We start from the raw sequence: 16,744 nt of genomic DNA, 5'->3' as shown, positions 1-16,744 counted from the left end.
CTCTTCGTGCAATGACCATATAGGCAATCACGATAAGATAAGCAGTGACGATGAGCCATTATTTGAGAACAACTGAAAATAACTGAAAACAATATGCAAACTAAAAAGCGGATGTCATGACGACCGATATTGAGCAAACAGAAGTAAAGCCAAAGAAGCAGCCGAAGCGAAAGATCATTTCGATACTTAAAACGATAATGTTATATGGTCTTATGTTTGTCGTGATCTATAGCGTGGTCAATTGGTGGCGACAGCCTATTATGCCTGCCAACCCTCAATTGCAACTGACCGATTACCAAGGGCAAACTATCGATTTGGCAGCGATGAGTCATGAGCGGCCTACACTGGTATACTTTTGGGGTACGTGGTGTTCAGTCTGTAGTTTTACTTCGCCCACTATCAATAAACTAGCAGCAGATAACTATCCCGTTGTCACTGTTGCCGTACAGTCCGGCTCAAACCAAGAGTTACGCGGCTACCTCGATCAGCATCAGTTTGATTTCACCACCATAAATGATCAACAAGGCAATATCTTTGCAGATTGGCAAGGACAAGTCACACCGTCTTATGTGGTATTAGAAGATGGCGAGATGACACAAGGGCTAACAGGGATTCAGCCATTATGGTCATTGAAACTGCGCTTATGGTTAGCATCTGTTTTTTAGCACTTGAGTCGTACTTTATGTTTCAATGAATAAGCATTCAAGGAGCTTATAGCTACGTCCGTGCTGAGGATATACAACACAGATAAACGATTGATATTGGACAAAATTGGGCTGACCTCGCACAGCTCTTTTTACCCTACCCTTTTTGTCATATAATAGCTGCCAATCTAAATATTTTTTTGAATTATTTTTACTAGCATATTTTATGTTGCAATCGTCTCGTTACCATTTATTATTGACGTAACTATTTACCGACTAATGAGCGACAATGGGTATTTATTGACATGATGGTTGATAAACCGACTATGATGAACAATATACTTACTATTAGTAATTAAGCATTATCAATACCGTGTAACCCTCAGTACTATATTGAAATACATTGAACATCGAGCCTTGTATCCGGTTTTGAACCGACACACAAACCTACCTTTTAAAAAGATACCTTCTATGACTGATAAAAGCACTGACACACCAAGCCAAGATTACAAAGACACGCTGAACCTTGCGGATACGCCATTTGCGATGCGCGCAAACCTTGCCAAACGCGAGCCAGATTGGCTTGCTGCTTGGGAAGCGGATGACGTGTACGGTAAAATTCGTCAAGCGCGTGCTGGTGCGACCAAATATATTTTGCACGATGGCCCTCCATACGCCAACGGTCAGATTCACCTGGGTCATGCGGTCAATAAAGTACTAAAAGACATTATTGTAAAATCAAAAACCTTATCAGGATTTGATGCGCCTTATGTCCCTGGTTGGGATTGTCATGGTCTGCCAATCGAACAAAAAGTCGAAGCTAAGGTTGGTAAAGTCGGTCAAAAAGTGTCTGCTACCGAATTCCGTGGTCTATGCCGCGAGTATGCGAGTACTCAGATTGAACTGCAAAAAGCAGACTTCAAGCGTCTAGGTGTATTCGGTGATTGGGACAATCCTTATCTGACCATGAACTTTCATCAAGAAGCCAATATCGTGCGCGCGCTTGCCAAAATCTATGACAATGGTCATGTGACTCGCGGTATGAAGCCAGTCAACTGGTGCTTGGACTGTAGCTCTGCCCTAGCAGAAGCAGAAGTAGAATATCAAGACAAAGTCTCTGACGCGATCTATGTCAGCTTTGATGTACTCGGTACAGATAAAGTAGCCGCATTGGCAGATATCGCAGATAACATCGCTGCTGTTATTTGGACTACTACGCCATGGACACTGCCTGCTAACCAAGCTATCTCAGTACATCCAGAGCATAACTATAGCGTGGTTGCTACCGAAAAAGGCAACCTGCTACTCGCAGCGGACCTTGTCGAAACTGCGTTAAGTGAGCTAAAACTAGAAAATAACGGCATCCTAGCAACTGTATCAGGCAGCGAGCTTGAAGGCCTACATGCCCAGCATCCACTAATTGCAGACCGTCAAGTGCCACTCATCTTAGGCGAGCATGTGACCACCGATAGTGGTACTGGTCTGGTACATACCGCACCTGGTCACGGTCTAGACGATTATATCGTTGGTCTAAAATACAACTTACCAGTGGAAAACCCAGTAAGCGGTACGGGCGTTTATCTAGATAGCGCTGCTGTATTTGCAGGCGAGCACATTTATAAAGCCAATCCAAAAATCATCGCTGCCCTACATGAAAATGGCCATCTAATCAGCCATACCAAAATTGAGCATAGCTATCCGCATTGCTGGCGTCATAAGTCGCCAATCATTTTCCGTGCTACGCCTCAGTGGTTTATCAACATGGAAACCAGAGGCTTACGTGCTCGCGCGCTTGCTGATATTCCATCAGTAAATTGGACGCCAGCGTGGGGACAAAACCGTATCGAGTCAATGATGACGGGTCGTCCTGATTGGTGTATCTCGCGTCAGCGTACATGGGGCGTGCCGATTACTTTCTTTACGCATAAAGAAACAGGCGAGCTGCATCCAAACACGCTTGAGCTGATGGAAACTGCGGCACAAAAAATCAATGAAGGTGGCGTAGAAGCGTGGTTTGATGCTAGCTGTGAAGACTTCTTAGGCAGTGAAGCCGCTGACTATGACAAAGCAACTGATACGTTAGACGTTTGGTTTGACTCAGGCACAACGCATTTTGCGGTACTTGATCAGCGTGATGAATTGACCAATCCAGCTGATATGTATCTAGAAGGCTCTGACCAACATCGTGGTTGGTTCCAGACGTCATTGCTGACGTCAGAAGCCATGTATGAGCGTCCACCGTTCAAGCAAGTATTGACCCATGGTTTTGTGGTCGATGAAAACGGTCGCAAAATGAGTAAGTCACTGGGCAACATCATTACCCCGCAAGAAGAAATCAATAAGACAGGTGCAGACATGCTGCGTCTATGGATTGCGTCTAGCGATTACCGTTATGAGATGAGCGCAGGTAAGACGGTCTTTAAAGGTGCGATCGATATGTATCGCCGTATCCGTAATACCCTGCGTTTCTTGCTTGCCAATACTGATGACTTCAATCCAGCGACCGACAGCATTGATATCAATGAATTGGTTAGCCTTGATAAATTCATCATTGAGCGCGCACAAACCGTACAAGCGCAAATCATTAGCGCTTACGACGCGATGGATTTTCACCAAGTCACTCAGCACGTGACGGCGTTTTGCTCGCAAGACTTGGGTAGCTTCTATCTAGATATTATCAAGGATCGCCAGTACACCACGCAGGCAGATGGTCAGCCTCGCCGCTCTGCGCAGACGGCTATCTACCATATCACTCATGCTCTGATTCGCTGGATTACACCAATCCTATCATTCACGGCGCAAGAGGCTTGGGAAGTACTGAACCAACGTGATGCGAATAAAGGCGGCTATGTATTTACTCAAGAATGGTATGAGTTCCCAGCATTTGAGCTAAGTGCTATTAGCAATGATGACTGGCAGCGCATCATGTTCGCAAAAGACATGGTGAACAAACATATCGAAACTGCACGTGGCGAAAAAATTATCAATGCCAACTTGTCTGCCGACGTGAGTCTATACGCTGACGGTGCTATGCATGAGAGCTTAGCCAAGCTTGATGAAGAGCTTCGTTTTGTACTAATTACTAGTAACGCTGCACTAAAGCCAATGAGCGAAGCGCCTGCTGATAGCATCACACAGACAGCAGAAGCGCCCGATACCAATACCGAAGAGGCTGTAGATTTAGTGGTCCAAGTAAGCGCGGCTACTGGTACTAAGTGCGTACGCTGCTGGCACATCCGTGATGACATCGGTACAGATAGCGCACACCCCGATCTATGCGCGCGCTGCGTAACCAATGTCAGTGGCGATGGCGAGGTGCGTCACTATGCCTAACCCAACAGACTCACCTGAAAGCCAGCATGACCAGCAGCCGCAAGTTGTTGAGGTTGACCATTCGCCTAAGCCTGCTCATGCAACCACGGGTAGCTCGACTACACCTAAAAGTCGCCTGACCAAGTCAACAAATAGGACACCAAAGCTGGTGGCCAATGGTAGTCGTGCTTTTGTATGGTATATATTGGCATTGGTTGTTGTCATTATCGATCAGTGGACCAAATGGCTGGCAGAAACCAAACTGACCTTTCATGATCCAGTGCCGGTAATTGAGCCATTTCTTAATTGGACATTGGCTTATAACTATGGCGCGGCATTTAGCTTTTTGGCGGATGCTGGCGGTTGGCAGAAGTGGTTTTTTTCAGGACTGGCATTACTAATGTCGCTATTTCTAATCATCTATCTGATTAAAGCACCACGCAAAGCCGCGCTGTTATCTTTTGGCCTAGCCTTAGTATTGGGCGGTGCAGTTGGTAATTTAATCGACCGCTTACTACATGGTCATGTGATTGATTTTATCCATGTGCATTATGCTGATGTTTGGCATTATCCGATTTTTAATATCGCGGATATCGGTATATCCATCGGTGTTGTACTGATTGTCATCGATATGCTGTTTTTGGAAAAGAAGCGTGAAATGCCGCAGTAATAATTCTAAATACTATTATTAATATCGTTCAGCTTATAAATAAAAAGGTGGGTTACGCAGTCGTAATCCACCTTTTTTTATCTGCTATTAATAATAACATTTTATATAAACAGTGATATCACCAACCATAGCAGTATCTATAATATGGTTATAGCAACTCTGATAGTAAATCAGTGACAGTCTCTAAGCCGCCACCTGCTAATAAAAATAGCAAGCCTGCCATGTTCACAACGACGGTCAAATAATAAGTCACTCGAAACTCAGGCTTTTGTGATTTGTGACGCAGATACGTCTGAGCCAATAGCGCGCCTACCCAACCGCCTAGCGCGCTTAGTATATGCAATGTAGACTCAGGCGTACGCCAATCGCCACTTTGCGCAGCAGCTTTGTCTTTGGCATACATGCCATAAGTAATAATCCCTAGCACTACGTACCAACCGACCACTAGCCAGCTCAGTTTATCTGTCGCTGCTAATAAAGCTAAAACGCCATAAAAAGCCAGTCCAAGAAATGAGCGTTTCTTTTGACCCGCTTCAAATTCCGCTTGGTGGCTACGTTTCTGATTGCGCTGACGGATCTGCTGATTTTTTTGTGCCATTTTTTGCTGTACAAAGACAAGTTCTTGTACTTGCGTGGCTCGCTTGCGTCCCTCCGCATCTTGTCCAATGCTAAAGACCACTGCCTCACCGATATTAGGACGGCGCTGAGCCTTAAACTCACTCACATGAAAGAAAACAGACTCGCCTGCTTCAGTTTCAATAAAGCCAAACCCTTTATCGTCCTGCCATTTTTTGACAGTGCCTTGTTGTTTATTCACCATCGACACCTCATATCTTTTAGTATTGCCAATTATAGTACACCATCTGCGTTACATTATTGACGCTTACATCTGGTCTTAGATGGCTTATTATTTCTTACACTATAATACTGCAATTAAAGAGACTGTAATCAAACGCATTATTTTCTATTCTTTTATTCTAGCAACCGATGGCTTTTTATTATGACTCAATCTCAATTTATTAACCCAAACGAAGACACTCGTATCGCTCATGGTAGCCTCGTTAAGCTGCACTTTGAAGTTTCATTAGAGAACGGCACCATCATCGACTCAACCTTTAATCGTGATGCACCTGTGTCTTTGACCATTGGTGATGAGAGCTTGTTACCTGGTTTTGAGCAAGTACTGATGAATCTGCGCGCCGGTGACACTCGTACCGCACACCTTGAGCCAGAGCAAGCTTTTGGCGAGTGGAATCCTGAAAACATCCAACATTTTAGCCGTACTCAGTTTGCGCTAGTCGCTGACAATCCAGAGATTGGCATGATGGTTGAGTTCGAAGACAAAGGCAAAAATACGCTGCCCGGTACGATCAGTGCCATCGATGAAGACCAAGTCGAAGTAGACTTTAACCACCCATTGGCAGGACAAGACGTATTATTCAAAGTAAAAATCTTTAAAGTCACACCACCCGGCGTCACTGGTATCAAATTGATGTAAACATCAATAAATACAACTCATCTAAAAATAAATATTGATAAAAAACAGTCAAAAGGGAGACTTATATGCAGTATCAAACATTACCGCAACTCGATGAAAAAGTATCTAAAATCTGTCTAGGCACGATGACATGGGGACAGCAAAATACTGAGTCCGAAGCACATGAGCAAATGGACATGGCACTCAATGAAGGTGTGAATTTTTGGGATACCGCCGAGATGTACCCGTCACCACCAGATAAAGACAAACAGGGTGATACTGAGCGCTTTATGGGCACTTGGTTCAACAAGACCAAACAGCGTGACAAAGTTATTCTCGCAAGCAAAATATCGCCAATGAACTTTTTGCGTGATGGTCAAACGCGCTTTAACGCCGAGCACATCAGCAGCGCTATTGACGGGAATTTGGAACGTCTACAAACAGACTATATCGATATCTATCAACTGCATTGGCCTGAACGCCAAGCGAACTTCTTTGGTCAGCGCGGCTATGATGCAGAGATGGCGGCACAGTCATTAGACGATTTAACCCCATTTTTAGAAACCATTCAAGCGTTGAACGATGAAATCAAAAAAGGTCGTATTCGTGCTTATGGCTTATCGAATGATACCGCGTGGGGACTCATGCGCTATCTATGGGAAGCAGATAAAAATGGCCTAATTCCACCTCTTACCGTGCAAAACCCATATAGCCTATTGAACCGTTTATACGAAGTCGGTATGGCTGAGATTGCCCATCGTGAAAACGTTGGTCTACTGGCGTATTCTCCGCTTGGTTTTGGTGTATTGTCTGGTAAATATCTTGATGGTAAACGTCCAACTGGTGCACGTCTGACTATGTATGATCGTTTCGGTCGTTATGTGAATGAGCAAGCTAAATCAGCCACTGAGCAATATGCCAAGATAGCTGCTGATGCAGGTCTGGACATGGCGCAGATGTCATTGGCTTTTGTAAACTCTCGTCACTTTGTCACCAGCAACATCATTGGAGCGACGACGACCGAGCAACTCAAATCAAACATCGACAGTGTCAATGTGGAGCTAACAGCAGATGTATTAGAAGCGATTGAAGCGGTGCATACACAGCAACCTAATCCATCACCATAGTTGGTATTTTATAGAGACTGGATGTTAATAGAGCCTGCTGAATAAATAATATTAAGTTCGCTCTATTAAATCTCCTATAAGAAAGGGCGCAAATCGTTTCGATTTGCGCCCTTTTATTAACTGGCTGAGATTAGCTGCACTAGTTCAACTCTAACTAGCTCAACTATAAGTAATCAGTCTTCAACTGGTGTGCTAAGGACTCTTGAGTGCAACTCAGCCAACCCTTCGTTCATGCGTGCTTGTAATAAATTGGTAAGCTCGCTTTTGTTACGACCTTCTGGATCTATAGGCGCAAGTGGCAGCACGTAAGCGGTCACGTTTTTGCTATCGAGCACTTTTTTCATGCTTTCTTTCATCGTCAGCTTACCATAGTATGGCAATGCGTCGCTTAGTGTGCCGTCTTTATCGACATAAGCGATGATGATTGGTCTGATAGGCACATCAGCATCAATGGCTGCTTGCAGCAATGTTCCATGAATGCGCTTTACTTTTTTACCACTAGTGGTGGTTGCCTCAGGAAAGAAAATAATCGAAAAACCTTTGGCTAAAAAGTCAGCAATCTGCGCCGAGACTGAGCTTGCATCACCGGAGCCGCGCTCAATGAAAAGCGTCCCTGCAGCATGAGCAAGTTTGCCAAAGACAGGCCATTCACCGATTTCAGCTTTGGATAAAAAGAACGCTGGGCTCACAGTACCAACGACAGGGATATCCATCCATGACACGTGATTCGATACCCATAAACCATGGAACTGCTCTACAGGTTCCACCTCTACCACTTTTACCCCAAAAGAGCCTGCCATCTTACGGCAGAATGTTTGGATATAGCGTGGTAGGGTTTCGCGTGGTGGCTGCTTAAATGCACCGATACGCTTTGCCGCGCGTATGCCGCCGACCATCGTCGTGGTCATACCAGCAACCTGTCTGCCTCGGCTCAACTGTCGTCTGAGTGAAAAGCTTGATTTAGCTTGGCTCATCTTCGCCCTCATGATTAAATAACGGGTGTTTAATAGTCAAAAAACGAGCCCAGTATAACAAAGTTAGCACACTCAGTGATAGCTTGTTCACTCAGTGAGTGCCGACTTTTATACAAACGGGCAATAAAGCAGATTTATAAAAAATTATCCGCAGCAAACGCTGTAACATAAAACCATCGCTAATTATGCTAATACGCTTTAATATCAAGTGATAAGACCATATATAGATAATCATATGAACGCTATGTCAAAGCTTCTTGAGCTGATTATGGCGAGACATTTACTTTATTAAATAGGTGATACTCTTTGGATTATTTTGAAAGACATGAAGGTGGCGAACGCGCCATTTTAGTACATTTAGACATCCGCCAAATTCAAGATCCTGATGATCTTAGTGAATTTGAGCTATTGGCTGATTCAGCAGGTGCCGATCGTTTGGCATTAGTCACTGGATCACGCTCGCGCCCTGACGCCAAATACTTCGTTGGTAGCGGAAAAGCAGAAGAAATCGCAGAACTAGTGCGCGAACACGAAGCAGATATCGTACTGTTTAACCACAGCCTGTCGCCATCACAAGAGCGTAATATCGAAGCGCTAGTGAAGTGCCGCGTGTTGGATCGTACTGGTTTAATTTTGGATATTTTTGCGCAGCGTGCCCGTACCTACGAAGGTAAGCTGCAAGTAGAGCTGGCTCAGCTTAACCATCTATCAACGCGTCTGGTACGTGGTTGGACGCATTTGGAACGTCAAAAAGGTGGTATTGGTTTACGTGGACCGGGTGAGACTCAGCTTGAAACCGATCGCCGTCTACTGCAGACTCGCGTCAATCAGCTAAAGAGCAAACTAGAAAAAGTCCGTCAGACCCGTGCGCAAGGTCGTGCCCGTCGCCAAAAATCAGACGTACCGACCATCTCACTGGTCGGCTATACCAATGCGGGAAAATCTACTTTGTTCAACCGTTTGGTCGATGAAAACATCTACGCTGCTGACAAACTATTTGCGACGCTAGACCCTACTCTACGCCGTCTGGACTGGCAGGGAGTTGGTCGTGTCGTCTTAGTCGATACGGTTGGTTTTGTCCGTCATCTGCCGCATGAGCTGGTTGAGTCTTTTCATGCGACTCTAGAAGAAACGCTAGAAGCAGATTTGTTATTGCACGTCATTGACTCCTCTAGCGAGGACATGCACGAGCAGATTCAGGCGGTCAAGGAAGTATTGGCAGAAATCGATAACGATGTACCTGTGCTCAATGTCTATAACAAGATTGATTTGACTGACGAGCCTGCACATATCGGCTATGCTAGCGAAGGTCAGCCAAACCGCGTCTATGTTTCTTCTAGACAGAACCTCGGTATGGAAGAGCTAACGCTTGCCGTACAGCAACTGCTGACAGGTAAATTGACAACGTTTGATTTGACCTTGCCGTATGATGCCGGACAGTTCAAAAACACTCTATATGAACTGGGCGTTATTGAAGAAGAAAGCTATGACGATACAGGTCGTGAATGTCTGACGATTCGTTTGCCAAGTGACCGTCTAAGACAGCTACTGGGTCAAGCCAACTTAAAACCTATCGATGTGTTGCCGCTTGCACAAGCAACACTGCTGATGCCGGTACTAGAAGAGTTTGAAAAAGTTGATGACGTTGAAGAGCCAACCATGACAGAGGCTGAGGAAAAAGCGTTTGACGAGTTTGATGCATTACACTCAGAAACAGCTGATTCAGAAAAATAATGATGTAAGGTAGCAGAAACATGACCGTTTAATACACACTGTTTGACTGCAAGCTTTTACATAGTAAGTTAAGATAGCCTAGACGATATCGATTGATATCGTCTATTTTTTTGTCTGCATCTATGCTCTTTATTAATGCGCTTACTCTCTATATAATCAGTGATGATACATTCGACAAATATTGATAGGTAATACTCGCCACTCAAAAGTTGAAATGTCACTACTGTCTATTATCAGCGTTCATAATATTATTTTTCACGTTATATTATTGATACTATCGCCCGCTCGTTTTTATAAACCCATCACCTATATCTGACTTGGCCACACTGCTTATGAAGCCTGCTCACTCCTCCCATCTCCCGCTATGGATTTCGTTAATTTTAACGTTGATTATGGTCATCGTTGTTCGAGAAACGGCGGTTGTTCTCTGTCAAATGGCAGGCATCGAAAAAGCGGCCAATATTGTCGGTTTGGTTGCGATGTTTGTCATTTTGATGGCGTGGCGACTGCTCAAGGGGTTACCGAGCTGGCTCACACAGGCCAGTAATACCTTGCTAGTCGATAGTGGTTTTGCCTTCTTACCAGTTTCTGCTGGTGCAGGCTTGTTGCTATTTGCTCTAGGAGATGAGCTATTGGGTGTGATGATAACGATGATCGTTAGTACGCTCATACCGCTGTGGGGACTAGCATTATTGGCCAATCGTTGGCTCAATCACGCTGCAAACACTGATAGTACGACTACCACTGAGCAAAAGGGACAGCCGTGAGCTGCGGAGAAATATTATGACTTTTGACAGCGTATTTATGGCAACCCTAGCCGCAATATTATTGACATTAGCAGCACACGTAATTGCACGTGTATTGGCACGTAAATTATCATGGCTACCGATGGTCATTACCGCACTTGTCCTAGTACTTGTTTTCCTATTTATACTGCAGTGGGATTACAACAACTATTACAGCGCGGCAAAACCTGTATTTGACCATCTGTTGGGATATGTGACAGTACTTCTGGCTGTGCCATTGGCGGCGATGAATTTTAAAGGCTTACCAGTCAAAAAACTCACTCTAATTGTCGCTATTGCTAGTGTCGTTGGCGCATTATTGCCTATGTCACTGGCCTATTTATTTTCGCTCAGTCATGAGACCCTATTGGCTTTCGCTACCCGTTCTGTTACGACGCCTATTGGCTTGAGTGTCGCAGATTTAATCAAAGCACCACTGGCAATGGCTAACCTAATTATCATCGTCTCAGGTCTGATAGGTGGTACGGTCGCTCGCTTTTTGTTCCGCGGTATCAATGACGACCGTGCTAAAGGTCTAGCACTGGGGTTAGCGGCTCACGCGTTTGGTACAGTAGAAGCTTGGCAAATCAGTCATACAGCAGGACGTTATGCTGCATTTGGTTTGGCAGTGAACGGGTTGGTTACCGCGGTTTGGGTGCCTATTTTTATCAGTGCTATCGGTATCTAGTCATCACTGAAAGCCTACCTAAACTACTCTTATATTTTTAAGAATTTAACTAGTAATAGGCTTACCTACTATTAGTTTAAGATTGGAAATCACCTCGACTATTCAAATGTCATTATTATTTCTTAAAAAATTGAGACACTTTATTTATCTGAATTCATAAACGAAAAAACCTACTACAAATGGCTCATTAAGTCACTTAGAAAAGTTAGTATATTGATTTATCTAAAGTTATTTAATAATAGAAATCTGATTTTACAACTTAGTTTGTCAATCTGATGCGTCAAAAAGTTATTATATGTTATAGTAAGCAACTATTATTTTTTGTATCTATTGCAAGTGATTCCTTATTGAAAGTGATAATTGCTAAGCTGCTGTCCTCACAGTGGGCTAAATAATTCTGCAAAATCAGTAACCGCTTAAGCGCCTAAATCAACGCATATGTAGGCAAAATAATTTGCTGTTATTCGATAAAAAGTGATTTTACTATGATAAATACGGCTACTTTGATGACTCGCTGCTTATCTCCCCTTTTGCTAAGTGCCATTGCTCTTTCGACCTTTTCTGTCGCTGCAAATGCAGGCAACATGTATATCTACAAAGACAAAGGTGGACAAGTACTGTTGACCAATGTCAATCCTAGTGGAAATTTTGATAAGTTTACGAAAAAAGTAAAAGTAACTTATTATAAAGACTCTAAGATGTATGACGGAAGTAGCGATAGCTATGGTAGCAGCGCCGCTAGCAATAGCGGAAGTCGCAACTCTTACGACAGCTATATTCGTGCGTCCGCTGAGCGCAATGGTGTTGACCCTGCCCTTATGAAAGCGATGATGCATACCGAATCAGCTTTTAATCCAAACGCACGCTCACCAGTAGGCGCACAAGGGCTTATGCAGTTGATGCCAGCGACTGCGCGCCGTTTCAATGTCAGCAACCCTTGGAACCCTGCAGATAATATCGAAGGATCAGCCAAATATATTGCATGGCTCATGCGCCGCTTCAACAATAATGTTGAACATGCTGTCGCAGGCTACAATGCCGGTGAAGGCAATGTCGATAAATACGGTGGCATCCCTCCATTCAAAGAAACACGTAACTATGTTCAAAGAGTGATGAGCCGTTATCATAGCCTGTATAAAAACGATGCCGGACTGTTTGTTGCAAGTATCAGTGCTAACAATCAAACCAGTAGCACCAGTACAAGTAATGGCTTACAAAATGTAAGTTATGCTACTAGCAGCAATGTGAATAGTGCCAGCTATGCCAACTCAGCCTATGCGGCTTTACGCTAAGCCAGTTATCTAAAAGCCAGACATAAAAAAGCCCATTAACGAATTAATGGGCTTTTTTATGTTTGGATGCTTTATATCATGATGCTTTATATCTTGATGCATTAAGAGTAATAAAGCCAAACTGTGAGCCACAATTAAGTACTCACAGCCTGATCCAATACTATTTGGTACTTACTTGTTAGCAGCCTGAGTTGCAGCAACTTCAGCAGCGAAGTCTTCTTGCTTCTTCTCGATGCCTTCACCAACTTCTAAACGTTTGAAGCCAAGTACTTTTACGCCTTCAGCTTTTAAGACTTCGCCAACTTTCTTGTCGTTGTCCATAACATATGGCTGACGTAGTAACGTTACTTCGTCTAGGTACTTACGTAGGCCACCTTCGATCATTTTTTCAACGATATTATCAGGCTTGCCAGACTCACGAGCTTTCGCTTCGATGATGTCTTTTTCGCGTGCCAATACGTCAGCAGCAACATCTTCGTCATCTACAGCAACAGGGTTGAATGCAGCGATATGCATAGCAAGGTTTTTGCCAGTGTCAGCGTCGCCACCTTCAAAAGATACCACTACACCGATACGCAGACCATGACGGTATGCAGCGATGTTAGCACCTTCAAGTGTTTCAACACGGCGAATCTGGATGTTCTCACCGATTTTCTGTACTAGTGATACACGTGCTTCTTCAACAGTCTGACCTTCGCCATAAGACAATTCAGAGATAGCAGCAACGTCAGTTACGTTGTTTTCTAGCGCAAGGTTAGCAACTTTTTCTGCAAATGCAGTGAAGCTGTCATCTTTTGCAACGAAGTCAGTCTGGCAGTTAACTTCTAACAAGAATGCTTTGTTCTCGCCTTGAGCGATGATGATAGCGCCATCAGCTGCGATGTTACCCGCTTTTTTAGCTGCTTTAGCTTGACCAGATTTACGTAGGTTATCAATGGCAACTTCAACATCACCGTTTGATTCTTCTAACGCTTTTTTACATTCCATCATGCCAAGACCAGTACGGTCACGCAATTCTTTTACCATTTTGGCAGATACTTTTACTTCTGTCATAAGAGTCACCTTAGTATAGTTATGTATAGGAGTGCTGTATTTCTATTCGATATCTTAGTATTACTTAAAATCTAGCAGACAGCTCGTCTTGAACGATTACTAATATAGCCATCAATGATGTCAAACAAATAACATCTCTATAATATAGCGATATGACCAGTAGGAACGATAATACTCGCTCAATAGCTGCTCGCTTATATGCATGGCATTATTAATAAGGCTTTATTCAATAACAAGGCATGACGAGTAAAACTACATCATGCCTATTATGAGCTTATACGCTGTTCAAAACATTATATGGATGCTGATAGATACACTATCAAGACATCCTTACAAAGTTAAACTTTTTAAGTTAGATACTTATTCTGCTGGAGTTGCAGCAGCTTCTTCTGCAGCTGGCGCTTCTTCAGTTGCAGCAGGTGCTTGCTCAGCTTTACCACCAGCTTGAGTTTGTGCGTATTCTTTACCAGCGATGATAGCATCAGCCATAGAAGTTACGTACAAAGTCACAGCACGGATAGCATCATCGTTAGCTGGGATGATGTAATCAACGTTGTCTGGGCTAGAGTTAGTATCAACGATACCGATAACTGGGATACCCAAATTCTTGGCTTCTTTGATAGCGATAGCTTCGTGATCTACGTCTACTACGAAGATAGCGTCAGGTAGGCCGCCCATGTCTTTGATACCACCTAGTGAACGCTCAAGTTTTTCCATATCGCGAGTACGCTCTAGCGCTTCACGCTTAGTTAGCTTAGCGAAAGTACCGTCTTCTGCTTGCTTTTCTAGCTCTTTTAGACGGTTGATTGACTGACGTAGAGTTTTCCAGTTAGTCAACATACCACCTAACCAGCGATGGTCAACGTATGGCATACCAGCGCGAGCTGCTTGCTCACGTACGATACCGCTTGCAGCGCGTTTAGTACCAACAAATAATACTTTGTTTTTCTTAGCAGCTAGGCCGTTTACGTAAGTTAACGCTTCGTTGAACGCTTTTACGGTGTGCTCTAAGTTGATGATATGGATTTTGTTACGTGCGCCAAAGATGTATGGACCCATTTTTGGGTTCCAAAAACGTGTTTGGTGACCAAAGTGAGCGCCTGCTTGTAGTAAGTCGCGCATTTCGATTTTGGTTGGATTCTTTGTAGCCATGAGAATATATCCTATTGGTTGGGTTATGCCTCCACATCACAAAAACAGCCTATTTAGCGACACGCATCTGCTACCAGTTAGTTTTCATTAGTAATGCACTAACAGATCACAAATTAATCAAGTCGCCAAACACCCAGCAATTTTTTGCCATGATGTGTGTGTCATTGGTTGGTTTAAAAAATAAGCTATCGCTAGATTGAAGCAAATGCTCAAATCTAAACTATAAAGTGAATTATAAAAAATAGCTGCGCTGTATTTTATCACATAACGCCTCAGAATCTCCAGCAGTTTGTTCGTAGCGTATCAATAAGATAAAAACAAAATATGGCGATAATAAAACAAAAAAAGCGACACATTTGCATCGCTTTTTTCATAATTATCTTTTTAATAGCTATTTTCAAGCAGGGATACCGCCGTCGCTCTTTTATAGCTATCACTCGTTTATAGAGGATTGACTATAACTTATGCAATGCAAATACCAATGACTGCCTTGTAACCACGCCACGTAAATGGTGTGATATAGCTTTGACGATCTTTAGGCAAATAAGACACGCTTGGGGCACTCTCTACAATGTGCGGCGGCGAGATAATAAACTCTGAACCAAACTCTGTCCGAGCGTTACCTGAAATTGTATTGGCCATTTCACCCAACAAATCTTTCATCATAGTGATTGAAGAGTCAGGCTCGCCCATCACTTTGATGACTTCTCGCAACATCGCGCTTGGTGCACTGACATAGACGCAGCCTTCCAAAGGCCCTGATATCTTAATGACACCGCTATAATCAAAGCCAATCGCGCTTTTGTTGTTGTTCAAGTAAGGGGTATCAATTGACACTTCCGAGCCATCGATTTGCGCAAAAAACGCATTGATCGAGCTTAGAAACACACCCAATTTTTCTACTTTAACCATAATATATTAATATCCATCTGTATTACGTGGCAGCATTAATCTTGCAAGCAAACCACAATCTCGCCTACTTGAGAATGCCAAGTGATGGGGATGATAAAAGAACGCTCATCGTTCGGCAACACAATACTTTGCGGCGCACCTTTAAACACAAATGGTACAGAGATATGAAACTCTGAGCCAAACTCTTTGCGTGCATTGCCTGCGATTGTATTGGCCACTTCCCCAGCCAGATCTACATAGTTCTCTTCACTTTTATCGGTTTCGCCCATACTGTCTAAGATTGAAGACAGCAAGTCACGCGTCGCCGAAAAATATACCACGCCTTTTTGGCCACCAGATATACCAATCACGCCTGTATAGTCATGGACTTTTGGCTGTTTGTTTTCTAGTAAGTAAGGGGTATCAGCAATAAGCTCTTCTCCCCCAAACTGGTCAAAATAATTACTAATAATACTTAAAAAAATCTGTAGCTTTTGCTCTTTCATAATGACATCTGCTTTGGTCGATGAATGGTATTAGTCTTGCATCAGCTCATACAAAGACTCTACAAGCTCCTCTTCCGAAAAAGGCTTGCACAAAAAGCCGCTGGCACCTAACGACAGTGCTTCAATGCCGGTGGCTTTATCCGATAACGCTGATACCACCAAAATGCGTACTTCAGGATCAATCGCGATGATTTTTTCAATACACTCTAGCCCATCCATTTGTGGCATGGTTAAGTCCATGGTGATCACATCAGGACGGTGGACATTGAACTTTTCGATGGCTTGAACGCCGCTGGTCGCTGTTGCAACCAACATGAACTTTCCTGAATCGTATGCACGCTGAATACGGTTTCTAATAATATTTGAATCATCAACAATCATTAACTTATACATAACTTATCTACTACCTTTAATGAAGTGCTTGTCGTCCCTGACAATA

16 protein-coding genes are annotated in these 16,744 nt (G+C 43.5%); 9 read left to right on the top strand and 7 right to left on the bottom strand.

The window, feature by feature from the left end:
• Window positions 1-116: 116 nt before the first annotated feature.
• The 3 genes from CXF60_RS08205 to lspA all read left to right on the top strand — a co-directional run bounded on the left by CXF60_RS08205 (window position 117) and on the right by lspA (window position 4,626).
• Complete coding sequence (locus CXF60_RS08205; RefSeq protein ID WP_102091545.1) at window positions 117-665, top strand: protein disulfide oxidoreductase; 549 nt, start codon at window positions 117-119, stop codon at window positions 663-665.
• A gap of 450 nt (window positions 666-1,115) precedes the next feature.
• On the top strand, window positions 1,116-3,977 hold the full coding sequence (gene ileS, locus CXF60_RS08200; RefSeq protein WP_102091544.1) for an isoleucine--tRNA ligase: 2,862 nt from the start codon (window positions 1,116-1,118) through the stop codon (window positions 3,975-3,977).
• Window positions 3,970-4,626, top strand: a complete 657-nt coding sequence (gene lspA, locus CXF60_RS08195; RefSeq protein WP_102091543.1) for a signal peptidase II — start codon at window positions 3,970-3,972, stop codon at window positions 4,624-4,626. The genes ileS and lspA overlap by 8 nt, the downstream gene beginning before the upstream one ends.
• Window positions 4,627-4,774: 148 nt before the next feature.
• Here the strand turns inward: lspA and CXF60_RS08190 are convergent, their stop codons facing one another.
• Window positions 4,775-5,446: a DUF1294 domain-containing protein gene (locus CXF60_RS08190; RefSeq protein WP_102091542.1), complete on the bottom strand. Its 672-nt coding sequence runs from the start codon at window positions 5,444-5,446 to the stop codon at window positions 4,775-4,777.
• Window positions 5,447-5,626: 180 nt separating this feature from the next.
• Here CXF60_RS08190 and CXF60_RS08185 point away from each other — a divergent pair, with 180 nt between their 5' ends.
• Both CXF60_RS08185 and CXF60_RS08180 read left to right on the top strand, forming a co-directional pair.
• A complete protein-coding gene (locus CXF60_RS08185; protein ID WP_057758447.1) occupies window positions 5,627-6,124 on the top strand; it encodes an FKBP-type peptidyl-prolyl cis-trans isomerase in 498 nt (165 codons plus the stop codon).
• A 65-nt stretch (window positions 6,125-6,189) separates the two neighbouring features.
• Window positions 6,190-7,230: an aldo/keto reductase gene (locus CXF60_RS08180; RefSeq protein ID WP_102091541.1), complete on the top strand. Its 1,041-nt coding sequence runs from the start codon at window positions 6,190-6,192 to the stop codon at window positions 7,228-7,230.
• A gap of 173 nt (window positions 7,231-7,403) precedes the next feature.
• Here CXF60_RS08180 and CXF60_RS08175 read toward each other — a convergent pair whose 3' ends face one another.
• Complete coding sequence (locus tag CXF60_RS08175) at window positions 7,404-8,204, bottom strand: lysophospholipid acyltransferase family protein (RefSeq protein WP_102091540.1); 801 nt, start codon at window positions 8,202-8,204, stop codon at window positions 7,404-7,406.
• 306 nt (window positions 8,205-8,510) lie between these two features.
• Here CXF60_RS08175 and hflX point away from each other — a divergent pair, with 306 nt between their 5' ends.
• From hflX to CXF60_RS08155, 4 genes are all read left to right on the top strand, one after another.
• Window positions 8,511-9,938: a ribosome rescue GTPase HflX gene (hflX, locus tag CXF60_RS08170; protein WP_057758442.1), complete on the top strand. Its 1,428-nt coding sequence runs from the start codon at window positions 8,511-8,513 to the stop codon at window positions 9,936-9,938.
• A gap of 332 nt (window positions 9,939-10,270) precedes the next feature.
• Complete coding sequence (locus CXF60_RS08165; protein WP_102091539.1) at window positions 10,271-10,705, top strand: CidA/LrgA family protein; 435 nt, start codon at window positions 10,271-10,273, stop codon at window positions 10,703-10,705.
• 16 nt (window positions 10,706-10,721) lie between these two features.
• Window positions 10,722-11,411 carry an LrgB family protein gene (locus CXF60_RS08160; protein ID WP_102091538.1) on the top strand — a complete coding sequence of 230 codons (690 nt, stop codon included), beginning with the start codon at window positions 10,722-10,724 and terminating at the stop codon, window positions 11,409-11,411.
• 485 nt (window positions 11,412-11,896) lie between these two features.
• Window positions 11,897-12,703, top strand: coding sequence for a lytic transglycosylase domain-containing protein (locus tag CXF60_RS08155; RefSeq protein ID WP_102091537.1), 807 nt, complete (start codon window positions 11,897-11,899; stop codon window positions 12,701-12,703).
• A 171-nt stretch (window positions 12,704-12,874) separates the two neighbouring features.
• Here CXF60_RS08155 and tsf read toward each other — a convergent pair whose 3' ends face one another.
• The 5 genes from tsf to CXF60_RS08130 form a co-directional block, all read right to left on the bottom strand.
• Window positions 12,875-13,756 (bottom strand): translation elongation factor Ts, encoded by an 882-nt coding sequence (gene tsf, locus CXF60_RS08150; protein WP_057758434.1) that lies wholly within the window; start codon window positions 13,754-13,756, stop codon window positions 12,875-12,877.
• Window positions 13,757-14,116: 360 nt separating this feature from the next.
• Entirely contained in the window at window positions 14,117-14,908 is a 792-nt protein-coding gene (gene rpsB / locus CXF60_RS08145) for a 30S ribosomal protein S2 (RefSeq protein WP_057758431.1), read from the bottom strand.
• A 462-nt stretch (window positions 14,909-15,370) separates the two neighbouring features.
• The gene (locus CXF60_RS08140) at window positions 15,371-15,820 is read right to left on the bottom strand and encodes a chemotaxis protein CheX (RefSeq protein WP_102091536.1); all 450 of its coding nucleotides are present in this window, start codon (window positions 15,818-15,820) and stop codon (window positions 15,371-15,373) included.
• 35 nt (window positions 15,821-15,855) lie between these two features.
• Entirely contained in the window at window positions 15,856-16,305 is a 450-nt protein-coding gene (locus CXF60_RS08135; RefSeq protein ID WP_057758427.1) for a chemotaxis protein CheX, read from the bottom strand.
• A 30-nt stretch (window positions 16,306-16,335) separates the two neighbouring features.
• The gene (locus CXF60_RS08130) at window positions 16,336-16,698 is read right to left on the bottom strand and encodes a response regulator (protein WP_102091535.1); all 363 of its coding nucleotides are present in this window, start codon (window positions 16,696-16,698) and stop codon (window positions 16,336-16,338) included.
• Window positions 16,699-16,744: the final 46 nt, after the last annotated feature.

This window comes from Psychrobacter sp. 4Bb, assembly GCF_002836735.1.
Taxonomy (GTDB): domain Bacteria; phylum Pseudomonadota; class Gammaproteobacteria; order Pseudomonadales; family Moraxellaceae; genus Psychrobacter.
This window is presented reverse-complemented; position numbering and strand designations above follow the sequence as displayed.